We start from the raw sequence: 11,647 nt of genomic DNA, 5'->3' as shown, positions 1-11,647 counted from the left end.
ATTGAAGGCCCAGAGCGCGATCTGCTGACCATGGTTGGACTGGCGGTTCCAGTCGCCCGACAGGGTCAGATCCCAGCCATTGCCCTCATATTTGAGCTTGCCGCGAACGAACTTGCTGTTGTTGTCGGAAAAGTCGCGCTTGGTGAGAAGATTGTCGCCATAGCCGTCCCGGTCGTTGATCGCCCCGCTCAGACGAATCGCCAGGCCTTCCGCAAGCGGCACATTGATATTGGCCTGCGCCCCCAGCGTACTGTAATTGCCAAATTCTGCCTTGAACGCACCGCTGAGCTGGTCGTTCGGATCGTTGGTAACGATGTTGATGGCACCACCAGTCGTGTTACGGCCGAACAGGGTACCCTGCGGTCCGCGCAGCACTTCCAGCCGCTTGACGTCCTGAATATCGGTCATGCCCGTCGATGGACGGGGAATGTAAATACCGTCAATGTACGTGGCGACGGCAGGATCGTTGGCGAGGATCGGCTGGAGATTGCCCTGACCGCGAATGGCGACGAAGACGATACCGTCGCCGCCTGCCGAACCACGACCGATGACAAGGCCCGGAGCGGTGCGCTGAAGATCGACGACATTTTCGACCTTGGCGGTCGTCAGCGCTTCGGGCGTAAGCGCGGTGACAGCGATAGGCGTGGTCTGAAGACTTTCCTCGGTACGGCGCGCGGTGACCACGATATCCTGAATGCCTTCGCTGGCACCCGATTGCGGCTGCTGCGCATAGGCAGGCTGTGCCATTGCGGCAATCAGCGCGCCTGTGGCGATCGCACCCAAAGTAGCGGTCTTGCTCATTTTTTCCCTCCCCATCATTTTATTCGGCTTCGATTTGTAAACGCAGAGTGCGTCTAGCTTGGAGATAATGCGCTCCATAGTGGTAGGCTCCTGTTTGACTGTGCGGCGACAGAATTTGGCCGCCGATCGATATTTTCTTACTTGCCGGGTCAATGGACCTGCGGCGGCTGGCAGCGGAAATCCTTGGGCGTCTGGCCCGTCGCGGCGCGAAAGGCAGCGGAAAAGGCCGAAGTGCTGCTAAAGCCGCAGCGCCAGCTGATTTCCTTGATCCGCGCGCCGTCGTTCCGCAGCAGTTCCTTGGCCAAAGCGATGCGGCTGCGCGCGACAAATTCACCCAGACTGACGCCGGTTCCGTCCCTGAACACGCGGGCGACATGGCGCACACTCATGTTGCAGTCGCGCGCAATATCCGCGACGCCAAGGGGAGCGGACAGATTGTCCATCACATAGTCGATGATATTGCGCACCTGCCGCGCACCGCGTGATGTCGTGCTGCCCAATTCCCGTGGACACATGTGCCGGACGAGTTCGACCGCCAGCCCCATGAGCATCGATTCGACAAGAGTCTGGCTCGCAAAGCCGGGCGCCCGCAATTCCGCCGCCAGTCCGGCAAAAAGGCGGCGCATGGAAATATTCTGGACATCGGCGCAGGGGTCCACCCTCTTCAGCGGCTGCTCGCCGTCGAACAGTTCTTCCAGAAATTCGTCCCCCAGCGCGACACACACCAGATGCCGTTCCTGAAGCGCGGGTTCGCCGACATATTGGCGATGCGGCGGCATGTAGAGAATGTCACCCGAAGCGACACGCCGATCGGGTCGGCCCATGCTGACCATGCTGCGTCGCGGTTGACCGTCGAGCGAATAATCCAGATAATGTTTCTCAGGGCTGAAGACGCCACTGCTGGGCAAAACCCAATCGAAATGACGCAAATCCACACGGGCATCGCGAACGGTCGCCACCGCTTCGATGTAGAAATTCTTGACCCCGAACCTGTCCTGGCCGGTCCAATCGCTCTCCGGACGAAACATCGCCACCTCTGCCTGTTTCTCTTCTCTCTGTGCATCAGATAGGCGCAGCACCCACTTTTACTTCTATCTTCGGATAGGTGGTCAAGACGCCCAAGGGCGGCACATCCATAAACCGTACTCGACACAATCTGGCCGAGGGCGGCATGGGGAACATATGCTATGCGTTTCTCACGCACCTCAGCCTGATATCCAAACACAGGAGGCGCTCAATGTCCATCGCACCGCTCTTGCAGCAGCGGGCGCCATGAGAGCGCTGTCGGAAAAACCCGCCGCCGTCAGCCATTATCCCTGGTATGTGCTGGGCATATTGACGCTGGCGCAGACCTGCCATGGCATCGATCGCGCCATCATCGGGCTGGTGCTGGCGCCGGTCGGGCATGAATTTGCCCTGTCGGATGGACAACTCGGGATATTGGCGGGCTTTGCCTATGGCATATTTTTCGCTCTGGCCGCCCTGCCCTTCGGCGTAGCGGTCGACAACTGGAACCGTCGCAACCTGATGGCTGCGGCACTCACGCTGTGGAGCGGCGCGACCGCTTTGTGCAGCCTGGCGACCGGATTCTGGACATTGCTTGTAGGCCGTGCCGCGGTAGGGACGGCCGAAGCGGGCGGTTCACCGACCGGCATGTCGTTGCTGAGCGACTATTTCGGGGAGGACCGACGCGCAACCGCTATCGGCATCTGGTATCTGAGTTCGGGTATCGGCCTTGCCATCGCCTTCATCGTGGGCGGTGCGATCGTGCAGAACGCCGGATGGCGCTGGGCATTTGTGGCCGCCGGCGTACCGGGACTGGTGCTGGCGCCCCTGCTGCTGCTCACCGTCCGGGAACCATTGCGCGGCGCGCATGACGGGCCGGCCCCGCTGCAAGGAGAGACGCTGAGGCTGGTGCAGCGTATCCGCCTGCTCGCGGCGCGACCGGGACTGCTTTACTGCATCTTCGCCATCGTCCTGATCGCGGCGGGGATTTACGGCATGAGCACATGGCTCACCACTTTCCTGATCCGGGTCCACGGCATGCCCATTGCGCGGGCGGGTTTCCTCATCGCCATTGCCTATGGCGGCCTCGGCTCCCTGGGCGGATTTCTCGCGGGTTGGGTGATCGACCTCATCAACCGGCGCCGTGGCGGCTTCGATCCGGCAAGGACATCCCTGTTCGGCGCGGTGATCCCCTTGCTGACGGCAGTGACCGGCGTCGGCACCGTGCTGTTCCGGGACCTTGATCTGATGCTGGCGCTGCTGATGGCCTGCGGTTTCCTCAGCGCTTCCTATAACGGCCCGATCTACGCCGTCATCGTGACCATCGCCGGGCCGCGCCTGCGGGGCCTTGCGGTATCTCTGGTGCAATTGGGGGCAAACCTGATCGGCGTGGGCGCCGGCACTTATCTGATCGGCGCCGTCAGTGACTTTGTCGGGGGGACGGCGGGTGTCGCCTGGGGGATCGGCACCGCCATGCTGTTCACCTTTGCCGGGGGATTATTGCTGCTGCTGGCGTCCCGCGCGATCCGCCGTGCCCAAAATAGCGGCGAAGCATAAGAAAAGGGCGGCCTGGTTCTTCGACCAGACCGCCCTTTGTCATGCACGCCCTGTCATTTGGACGCGGCGTCGCGCTCCTTGCGCCGTGCCTTGGCGGCTTCGATCCCCCGGAACACGGTGGTCGTGTTGCCCGCCCCGGCATAGAACAGTATGAAGAGCGGCAGGAAGTCCAACTCCTCATCGGTGAATTCGTTATTGATGAGGGCGCCGTTCATCTGGATCTCGACCAGATCGGCGCGTCCCAGCATGGCGGTCGCGCCCAGCACCAGCAGGCGCTTCTCCCGCATCGAGAAGATATCGCTCGCCCACAGATTGGCGAACTGGTTGCCGACGATTTCCTGATTGAAGGAAGAGTCGCGATACGGACGGGTCATGTCCGACGATCCCGGTCCGTAGACCTTGTCGAACACTTCAAGTCCCTTCTGCCACTGCGCTTCGTCGATGCTCATGCCTTTTCTCCCATTACATTTTCAAGGCCGACGACCGCCTGATCGGTCCGGCGTGTCAGTTCGACCAAGGGCAACGCGATGCCATAGCTGCGCGCCAGATCGATGGCCGCATCCAGATCCTTGACCATCAGCCCGCGCGTATATTCGCGCACTGCCGCTTCCTGTTCGCTGGACGACGGATCGTCGCGTACCGCCAGCATCAACGGTCCGCCCACGCTGTCGGAGCTGGCGTCGATCACTTGCGCAAGTTGGCGGACATCCACCCCAGCATTGCGACACAATACGGATGCCTCATAGCCGGCGCGCAGGCAGCCAAAGACGATGACGTTACGCGCGATCTTCGCCGCCATGCCCGCGCCGGGGCCGCCCATATGCGCCACCAGCTTGGCAAAGCCGTCCAGCACCGGGCGCACATTCGCAATGGTCTCATCCGTGCCGCCGACCAGGCAGACGAGGCCGTGTTCGCGGGATTTTGGGCCACCGGTCACGCCGCAATCGACCAGTTCCACGCCCGCCGCGTCGGTCAGGGCGCGCACGGCGTCCAGATCCTCGATCGAGACGGTCGCCACCAACACCACGACCATGCCCGGCCGCGCGCGCGACAAAACCCCGTCGGGGCCTGACAGTACGTCAATCGTCTGCTTTGCGTTGACGACGGCGATGATGACGACGTCGGACTGCGCGGCCAGTTCCGCCGGACTGGCGACGACGGGCGGCACCCCTTCCAACGTGTCGGCAGCATCGGCACGAATGTCATAGACCGCCGCCAATTGATTTGTCCGCGCGAGGCATATGGCGACACCCGCGCCGATCTGCCCCAAGCCGATAACTCCTGCTCTTCCCATCCTCATTATCCTTTCCGCCGCCTGTACGCGGTCCTGTAATCGACAGGCCGGGAGGGTGGCATAGCCAAGACCGACGCGTCATCCCGTTCAGGGCCGCTTGGCCGAACCTCGACAGCTTTCCCGTCCTTCACGACGCATTTGCCTCCAGCGGTAGATTTTTTGCGGCGAGAAGATAGTGGAGAACCGCGATCAAAAGCACGGATGCGGATAGCTGCATGCTCAGTTGCAGACCGCTTGCCGCAGCCGAGAGACAGGCCGCCGGCGGTGGCCCCCTCCCCGCAGCGAGACAGTCCGCGGCATAATTCCCCTCGTAGAGAAACACGGCCAAACGATCGCTGAGATAGCCCAGCACCACCGATCCCAATCCCAGCCCGGCCACGGTCTGGCCGAAGGAGTGGAGCGCGGCGGCGGATGCCCGCATGCGCGGTTCGACCAGCGATTGTGTAATGGTCATGATGGCGGGGGTGAAGGCGTAGAGTAAGGTGGTGGCGACGAAGAGAAAGGCGACCAGCCATCGCCAGTCCGACTGATGAATCGCGAGCAGATAGAAGGGCAGCGCCAGCCCCACCGCGATCGCGGGCGCCCATCCGCCCCAGCGTATATCACGCCGGATCAGGCGTCCGATCAGATAGCCGCCGCTGACCTGCCCGACCATTGTCGCCAGACTGAACGAAAGCGCAAACATAAGACCTGCGTGGGCAAGCGGCAGATCGAAGCGGCGGACCAGCAAAGGGATCAGGAACAGGTTGGTCCCGAACCCGACCAGCCCTACGAAACCGCTGCCGAAGGTCAGGTGCAGGAAGGCGGGCGAATGGGCGAGCCGCCGCAACACCATGGCGAAGGGCGGCGTATCCACGCTTTGCCCCGCATCTTTCCGCTCGGGCTCGGGAATCGTCGCGATCAGCAGAAGCGCCAGCAGCAGACCGGGTGCGCCGACCACCACGAGCGCGAGCCGCCAACCGAATGTCTGCGCGACCGCGCCACCAGCGATCGCCGCTATGGCGCCGCCCAGAGGTACCCCTATCGCTATCAGCGAAAAGACGACCGCGCGGCGACCGGCATCGAACCGGTCGGAAATCATCGAGACGAGCGCCGGTGTGAAGCCCGCTTCTCCGATGCCTACGCCCATGCGGCACAGCAAGAGCTGGACATAACTTCCCGCTGCGCCGGAGAGCGCGGTCATCAGCGACCAGAGCATTGTCACCACAGCGATGATCCGTACCCGGCTGTAGCGTTCGGCCAGCCGCGCCAGCGGAATGCCCAGCACGGCATAGAAGAGCGAGAAGGCCAGCCCGCCGAGCATGCCGAGTTGAAGATCGCTCAGCCGCAGATCGTGGCGAATCGCCTCGCCGACCACGGCGATGATCGTGCGATCGATGAAGTTGAACATGTAAATCGCGCCCAGAAGCAGCAGAAACCATTGGTCGCGTGCGCCTGACCCGCCCCTGCCCTTCATCGCCTCTCCGATTGCCATCCGGCTGCTTTTTTCATGCATGTAAGACAGATAGAACAGATTCTTTTCGATGTGTATTGGTTTTCTCTTGAAACGATCCTTCGACTGCGCCAACAGGTCGCCATCTTCGACAAAGGATTTCAGCATATGAAGACCATCATCATCGCGCTCACGGCTCTGGGCCTGGCCGCGCCCGCCTTTGCCCAGGCGCCTGCGGTGGATCGCAACGAGGCGATCTACTCCGCCGATGGAACCAAGATCGGCAAGGTCGATCGCGTGCTGACCGCCGGCGACGGCGCCGTGAGCGCGGTGCGCGTCATCTATCGCGGAAAGTTCATCACCATCCCCGCAACCACGCTGAGCGCGGGTGAGAAGGGCGTGACGACCAGCCTGTCGAATGCCGAGCTGAAGAAACTGTGATTTTTTGCCCCACGGTCTTGCAGGACCGTGGGGCATGGACCCGTGCCGCGCCTCGGCTTAAAGCGAAGGCATGAGGGCAAACCAACAACCGCTTGCACGGCTTCCCCGGCGCGGCCGACCGCCGCAATCCGAAGGGCCTGCGCTCGACCGCAGCCGGCTGGTCGCGACCTTGCTGGACATGGCCCGGTCGGGCGGAATCGAATCGCTCAATATCCGTCCGGTGGCGCAGCGTCTGGGCGTGTCCCCGCGTCTGCTCTACCATCATGTCCGCGACAAGGAGGAGATGCTCGGCCTGCTGACCGACGAGATTCTGCGCGGCCGGATGCCCGACCTGTCGGCGCCGGATTGGGAAAGCCGCCTCCGCAGCATCGCCCGCGCGGTCCATCTGGCCTATCGCGATTTTCCGGGGTCCGCCGCCTTCATCCTGTCACGCAGCGCCAACCGGCTGGAGCAACCCAATGCGCTGGCGATCCGCCGCGCGATCTTCGAGGCGCTGGCCGAGGCAGGGCTGACACGGCCGCAAAGCGAAGAGATGCTGGTGATTTTTTCCGTCATCGTGCTGGGCAATGTCGTCGTGTCGGAAAGCCTGACCGACAATGACGAACGGCTGGCGATGCAGCGCGATGTGGTGGAAGCCGCCTTCACCCGCGCGACGGACATGCTGCTAACCGCGATCCGCGCCATCGCGGGCGCGGCCTGAGCCTAAGGCAAGGTCGGCGATGGATCGGACGGGGCGGCTGATCCCGTCCCACGCGCGATGGGCGGCGTGCATCCGGTCGAGCGACGCTTCCATCGCAGGCGAAAGCTCCATCAGTTCGACATAGCCGCCATTGCCTGCGCGGGTATCGAACAGCGCGAACCTTTCACCCGACGGCATCATTCCGCTGAACGCCATGGCATAGCCTTCGCCGGACAGCCGCTCCACCCCCTCGTCATAGGGAATGCGCAGCATGACATGATGATAGCCGTCGCCATGACGGTCGAGCATTTCGGTGAAGACCGAAGGCCCCTCATTCGTCTGCTGGAGCAGTTCGATCAGCAGTCCGCCGGAAAAGCCGAACGCGACCTTCATCGCCACCTGCGTCGGCGCGCCACGATAGATCTGGCCCGGCAGCACGGGCACGTCGAAAACGAAAAACGGTCCCGCCCCCATGACCCGCGTCCAGTGAGCCAATGCGCGCTCCATGTCGCGCACCACCTGACACAGTTCCAGTATCGAGCCCTTGGGCTGCATCATGCGTCTCCCCAGATTGCGGCATGGGTTCGCAGGCCATGCTGGCGCGCGCGATCGCGCAACTGCTGTTCTCGCAGGGCGAGATCGACCCGGGGAACGCCTGCGTCCACTTCGCGGTCGATGGCCGCCAGATCGACGACACGCACGTCGCGAATGAAGCGGGCGGGGTCGGCGCCTTCGGACACGCCCTGCCAGCGCAGCAGCACCCAGCCTTCTTCGAGGCCCGTCGTATCGATCCAGTTGGCGATGCCCGGATCGACGCCCGCCACCACATAGCTGACCGTGCAGTCTACGGCGGGCGTGACCTGCCCACTGTTGAGGCTGACCATGCGAAGCATCGGATCTGGCGAGATCGTCCACGGGTCGGCGATCTGGATGCCGGTATAATAGCTGCCCGCCGGATCGATGGTCACTAGCAACCCCTGCCCTTCCCCCAGTGCAAAGCGCCCACCGGCCAGATAGCCCCAACCCCCGTCGCGGCCATTGGGTCCGATCAGCCGATTGGGTTCGGGATGGCCGAGAAAATCATTTTTGAAACCCGACCAGAAGGCGACCCAGGCAGGCAGGTCGGCGATGATGGTCCGGGCAATCTCGCTCTCGCTGCGCGGGCGCCGGTCCGATGGCGGGTCGAGGCGACGGACGCTGACCTGTGCCGGCACCTGCCGCCAGTCGCGCTGACTGTCACGGGTATAGACCTGAATCCGCGCGCCCGGCTCGGTCCGCAAATGGGTCGCACCGCCTTCCTGCGGGCCGACGGTCACCGTCACCTGCCCATCGGCATCGCAGAAGGGCAGAAGTTGCTGAAGCGTCAGCGCGCCCAGATTACGGCCAAGTCCCGCATGATGCTCCGGCTCGACCTCGGCAACAATGCTGAACTGTGGCGGATCGGCGGAAAAGCAAATGTCGACGGCATAGTGCCCATCGCCATCGACCGGAATTTCACGATTGAAATTGTCAGGATTGTCGATCGCCACCGCCGCACCCGGATAGATGTGGCCGAACCAGCGCCGCGGGGCGTTGCTGATATTCCAGACGACCTTGGGATCGGCGGGATCACCATTGGCTTCGCGCATGGCGAGCCCCAGCACCCACTGATCGAGCGCACGATCCAGCCCCAGCCGTCCGTCGAGCGTAGCCGCCAGCGGATCGGCCAATAAGAGGAGGCGCGCCTCCTCGCGCGCGGCGCGGATGTCGGCCCGTTCGATCAGGCGTAGCGCCAGCCGTTCCGCCGCCGCCTGATCTTCGGTCCAGAGGGGGTTGGCGGTCATGAAATGGTCCCCACCCGGCCGCCTTCGGTGAAGATGGTGCTGCCGGTCGTGTAGCTGGAGCCGTCCCCCGCCAGCAATATGGCTGCGCCTACCGCCTCGTCCGCCGCGCCGAAGCGCTTGATCGCGTTGCGCTCGGCCAGGCCCAGCCCCTTGTGAATATCGGCCTCTTGTCCGTCCGGACTCATCGATCCGACGCACAGGCAGTTGATCCGCGTGTGCGGCGCCTGCGTCTTGGCCAGCTCGCGCACCAGAAAGAGCAGCGCCGCCTTAGACACGCCATAGGCGACGGCGGGCGGGATTGGCGTGAAGCCGCCGCAGCTCTGGACTGAAATGATGCTGCCCTTGCCATGCGCCTTCATATCGGCCTCGGTCAGTTCGGTCAGACGCCAGGTCGCCATGACATTGACGTCCATCGCCGTTTTCCAGACGTCGTCCGTGTTCGCCCAAAGCCCGCCATCAGCGGCATAGACCACGCCGGCCGCGGCATTGTTGAAAACGATATGGATCGGCCCAAAAGCCTCACGGGCGCCCGCCACCAGCCGTTCGAGATCGGCCTTCTCGCCTGCATCGGCGGCGATGGCGATCGCCCTGCCGCCGTCGGCCGCGTTGATCTCTGCGGCAATCCGGTCGAGCCGGCCCTGCGAGCGGGCGGAGAGGACCACATTGGCGCCCAATTCGGCATAGGCCTTGGCGACATGTTCTCCCACGCCCGGCCCTACGCCGGTCAGGATGGCGGTGCGCCCGTCGAGGCGGAAACGGTCGAGAACGCTCATGCTCATACTCCAGACATCAGGGTCGCGCGCGGTCGAACAGATGGCCGTAGCGCGCATAATAGCCGGCAAGCCGCTCATGCACCTCGCCCGGATCGATGCCGAACTGTTCCGGACTATGCTTGTGCTTGCCAAGGCGGCTGGCGGCCGGATTATCTGCCAGAAAAGCGGTGATGCGGTCGCGATGCTCGTCGGTGAAGGACAGAGCGAAGCGGTCGTAGATGCGCTGCATCGCCGCCATCGGATCGGCAACGATATCGCGATGGGCGAGGTCGAGAATGCGGCCCTCGATCGCCGGATCATTCGCCCGCGCCTCGGTCGCGCGGGCCATCGCCGCGCACCAGGTGTCGACCACCGACCGGCCGATCGCCTTCAGGTCGTCTGCGCCGCCCACGGCAGCGAGGAACCCCGCGATCATGCTCGACAACGAAGAGAAGGTCAGCACCGGATCGCGATGCGTCCACACCAGCATCGCGCCGGGATAGGCCTCCACCAGACCGGGCAGGTCCATCAGATGCTGCGGTGATTTCAGCGTCCAGCGGCCCTTGGGTCCTTTCCACTGATATTGCTGGAGCATCCGCTTGTGGGTGCGATATTGCCCTTCCGGCACGGTATCCTGCAACCAGCGGGCGAAATCGGGAACCCCCAGTTCGGCCGGAAAATTGGTGCTGGCGAAATGCAGCATCATGCCATGATTGCACTCTCCCGGCTGCGTGCAGTCCATCCGCTGGATATCGGCCAGTTGCGGCGCGTGTTTCAGCCAGTTTTCATAAATGGCCTGCACCTGCGCGATGCGCGGATCGCTGTCGAAACTCGCTTCTTCCGGGGCAGGCCAGGGGATATACCATTCCCATTCGCGGGGCGCGCGAGCGGCCGGATCAAGGCAGAGCAGGTCATAGGTGATCGTCGTCCCGGTGCGCGGCAGGCCGCAGACGATCAGCGGGTCCCCCACGTCCTGCGCGACAATGTCCGGATGCTGCCTTTCGTCTTCGGCGAAGCGCAACCGGGTCGCGAGCAAACCGACAATCTTGTGATGCGCGGTCTCGCGCAGCTGGGCAGGCGGGTCCATCGCCTCGACCGCTTCGACCAGCCGGCGAAAGCCCGTCATGAAGGACAGGTCCGGTCCGAAATCGGACAGTCCGGTCGCGGCGCCCGCCTCCGCGATCAGCGCATCGACGTCGAGAGGCGAGCGCTCCGCGACAGCTCCGTTCATGAATGCCCCTCGTCCGACCGCTGCCTCATGACTCGCCTCTCCACTATTATTCCACACTGTGTATTTAATAGAAGAGGCCGTGGTCAAGCAGGCAATTCACTTATGCCCGCAGCGAGCCGCGTCAGGCCGCCTTGTCTTCCACCGGCGTCAGATTCTTCATGAAGGCCACGAAATCCGGTCCCAGTTCGGGGATGGGCAGCCCCAGCTTTTCGGCCAGGTAAAGGGTCATGAAATTGTCGTTGAGCGATTTGTTCGTCGCAGAGATGTTGCCGATGCCGACCTGCCGGTCGAAGGCGCCCACGGCGACCAGCGCCATACGGAGCGCCGCAACGATGTCATAATAATCGAGATGCCCGGCCTTCTGGCCGCTTGCCGCTTCCCAGATGGCGATCGTCTCGTCCTTGGTCGGCAGGCCTTCCAGCCGGGTGATGCCGAAGCGACGGCCGAACAGATCGTCGAAATAGAGCCACCAGGCGAGGTCAAGCTCGGCAGGTCCCAGCGCCGCGAGTTCCCAGTCGATCAGCGCGTTGACCTGACCATCGGCGGAAAACATCACGTTCGATGGTGTGGGATCGCCCCACAGCACATTCACCCCCGCATCGGCCGGCATGTTGGCGCGCACATAGGCCATG

Annotated in this window: 13 protein-coding genes; 3 read left to right on the top strand and 10 right to left on the bottom strand. The window is 63.3% G+C overall.

Annotation, left to right across the window (positions count from 1 at the left end):
• Nucleotides 1-801 (bottom strand): TonB-dependent receptor (locus tag ACFC3J_RS19980; protein ID WP_375197785.1); only part of this gene is annotated, 801 nt, incomplete at its 3' end.
• Between the two features lie 149 nt (nt 802-950).
• Nucleotides 951-1,829 carry an AraC family transcriptional regulator gene (locus tag ACFC3J_RS19975; RefSeq protein WP_066562941.1) on the bottom strand — a complete coding sequence of 293 codons (879 nt, stop codon included), beginning with the start codon at nt 1,827-1,829 and terminating at the stop codon, nt 951-953.
• A 244-nt stretch (nt 1,830-2,073) separates the two neighbouring features.
• On the opposite strand from ACFC3J_RS19975, the gene ACFC3J_RS19970 reads away from it, so the two are divergent.
• Entirely contained in the window at nt 2,074-3,363 is a 1,290-nt protein-coding gene (locus ACFC3J_RS19970; protein WP_066562942.1) for an MFS transporter, read from the top strand.
• 53 nt (nt 3,364-3,416) lie between these two features.
• Here the strand turns inward: ACFC3J_RS19970 and ACFC3J_RS19965 are convergent, their stop codons facing one another.
• The 3 genes from ACFC3J_RS19965 to ACFC3J_RS19955 all read right to left on the bottom strand — a co-directional run bounded on the left by ACFC3J_RS19965 (nt 3,417) and on the right by ACFC3J_RS19955 (nt 6,131).
• Complete coding sequence (locus tag ACFC3J_RS19965; RefSeq protein WP_066562944.1) at nt 3,417-3,812, bottom strand: carboxymuconolactone decarboxylase family protein; 396 nt, start codon at nt 3,810-3,812, stop codon at nt 3,417-3,419.
• Nucleotides 3,809-4,657, bottom strand: a complete 849-nt coding sequence (locus tag ACFC3J_RS19960; protein WP_066563895.1) for an NAD(P)-dependent oxidoreductase — start codon at nt 4,655-4,657, stop codon at nt 3,809-3,811. Before ACFC3J_RS19960 ends, ACFC3J_RS19965 begins: the two co-directional genes overlap by 4 nt.
• A gap of 127 nt (nt 4,658-4,784) precedes the next feature.
• Nucleotides 4,785-6,131, bottom strand: coding sequence for a spinster family MFS transporter (locus tag ACFC3J_RS19955; RefSeq protein WP_375197784.1), 1,347 nt, complete (start codon nt 6,129-6,131; stop codon nt 4,785-4,787).
• A 126-nt stretch (nt 6,132-6,257) separates the two neighbouring features.
• Between ACFC3J_RS19955 and ACFC3J_RS19950 the strand changes: the two genes are divergently transcribed.
• Both ACFC3J_RS19950 and ACFC3J_RS19945 read left to right on the top strand, forming a co-directional pair.
• Nucleotides 6,258-6,530 carry a PRC-barrel domain-containing protein gene (locus ACFC3J_RS19950; RefSeq protein ID WP_066562946.1) on the top strand — a complete coding sequence of 91 codons (273 nt, stop codon included), beginning with the start codon at nt 6,258-6,260 and terminating at the stop codon, nt 6,528-6,530.
• 70 nt (nt 6,531-6,600) lie between these two features.
• Nucleotides 6,601-7,230 carry a TetR family transcriptional regulator gene (locus ACFC3J_RS19945; protein ID WP_066562947.1) on the top strand — a complete coding sequence of 210 codons (630 nt, stop codon included), beginning with the start codon at nt 6,601-6,603 and terminating at the stop codon, nt 7,228-7,230.
• On the opposite strand, the gene ACFC3J_RS19940 is transcribed toward ACFC3J_RS19945, so the two are convergent.
• The 5 genes from ACFC3J_RS19940 to ACFC3J_RS19920 form a co-directional block, all read right to left on the bottom strand.
• Nucleotides 7,195-7,767 carry a VOC family protein gene (locus ACFC3J_RS19940; RefSeq protein ID WP_176598275.1) on the bottom strand — a complete coding sequence of 191 codons (573 nt, stop codon included), beginning with the start codon at nt 7,765-7,767 and terminating at the stop codon, nt 7,195-7,197. The genes ACFC3J_RS19945 and ACFC3J_RS19940 overlap by 36 nt on opposite strands.
• Complete coding sequence (locus tag ACFC3J_RS19935) at nt 7,764-9,032, bottom strand: hypothetical protein (RefSeq protein ID WP_375197783.1); 1,269 nt, start codon at nt 9,030-9,032, stop codon at nt 7,764-7,766. Before ACFC3J_RS19935 ends, ACFC3J_RS19940 begins: the two co-directional genes overlap by 4 nt.
• Nucleotides 9,029-9,805: an SDR family NAD(P)-dependent oxidoreductase gene (locus ACFC3J_RS19930; RefSeq protein WP_066563898.1), complete on the bottom strand. Its 777-nt coding sequence runs from the start codon at nt 9,803-9,805 to the stop codon at nt 9,029-9,031. The genes ACFC3J_RS19935 and ACFC3J_RS19930 overlap by 4 nt, the downstream gene beginning before the upstream one ends.
• 16 nt (nt 9,806-9,821) lie before the next feature.
• Complete coding sequence (locus tag ACFC3J_RS19925; RefSeq protein ID WP_066562954.1) at nt 9,822-11,015, bottom strand: sulfotransferase; 1,194 nt, start codon at nt 11,013-11,015, stop codon at nt 9,822-9,824.
• Between the two features lie 121 nt (nt 11,016-11,136).
• The coding region (locus ACFC3J_RS19920; protein ID WP_375197782.1) for a phosphotransferase at nt 11,137-11,647 on the bottom strand (511 nt) is incomplete at its 5' end.

This window comes from Sphingobium sp. (assembly GCF_041987595.1).
Lineage (GTDB): Bacteria > Pseudomonadota > Alphaproteobacteria > Sphingomonadales > Sphingomonadaceae > Sphingobium.
Note: the sequence above shows the minus strand (reverse complement) of the source record. Positions and strands in the feature narration are given on the sequence as shown.

Bases quoted from the DNA above. Each gene is read 5' to 3' on its own strand.
- ACFC3J_RS19940 (WP_176598275.1), bottom strand. From the start codon at position 7,767: ATGATGCAGCCCAAGGGCTCGATACTGGAACTGTGTCAGGTGGTGCGC.
- ACFC3J_RS19930 (WP_066563898.1), bottom strand. From the start codon at position 9,805: ATGAGCGTTCTCGACCGTTTCCGCCTCGACGGGCGCACCGCCATCCTG.
- ACFC3J_RS19970 (WP_066562942.1), top strand. From the start codon at position 2,074: ATGAGAGCGCTGTCGGAAAAACCCGCCGCCGTCAGCCATTATCCCTGG.
- ACFC3J_RS19925 (WP_066562954.1), bottom strand. From the start codon at position 11,015: ATGAACGGAGCTGTCGCGGAGCGCTCGCCTCTCGACGTCGATGCGCTG.
- ACFC3J_RS19960 (WP_066563895.1), bottom strand. From the start codon at position 4,657: ATGGGAAGAGCAGGAGTTATCGGCTTGGGGCAGATCGGCGCGGGTGTC.
- ACFC3J_RS19950 (WP_066562946.1), top strand. From the start codon at position 6,258: ATGAAGACCATCATCATCGCGCTCACGGCTCTGGGCCTGGCCGCGCCC.
- ACFC3J_RS19945 (WP_066562947.1), top strand. From the start codon at position 6,601: ATGAGGGCAAACCAACAACCGCTTGCACGGCTTCCCCGGCGCGGCCGA.
- ACFC3J_RS19935 (WP_375197783.1), bottom strand. From the start codon at position 9,032: ATGACCGCCAACCCCCTCTGGACCGAAGATCAGGCGGCGGCGGAACGG.
- ACFC3J_RS19955 (WP_375197784.1), bottom strand. From the start codon at position 6,131: ATGGCAATCGGAGAGGCGATGAAGGGCAGGGGCGGGTCAGGCGCACGC.
- ACFC3J_RS19965 (WP_066562944.1), bottom strand. From the start codon at position 3,812: ATGAGCATCGACGAAGCGCAGTGGCAGAAGGGACTTGAAGTGTTCGAC.
- ACFC3J_RS19975 (WP_066562941.1), bottom strand. From the start codon at position 1,829: ATGTTTCGTCCGGAGAGCGATTGGACCGGCCAGGACAGGTTCGGGGTC.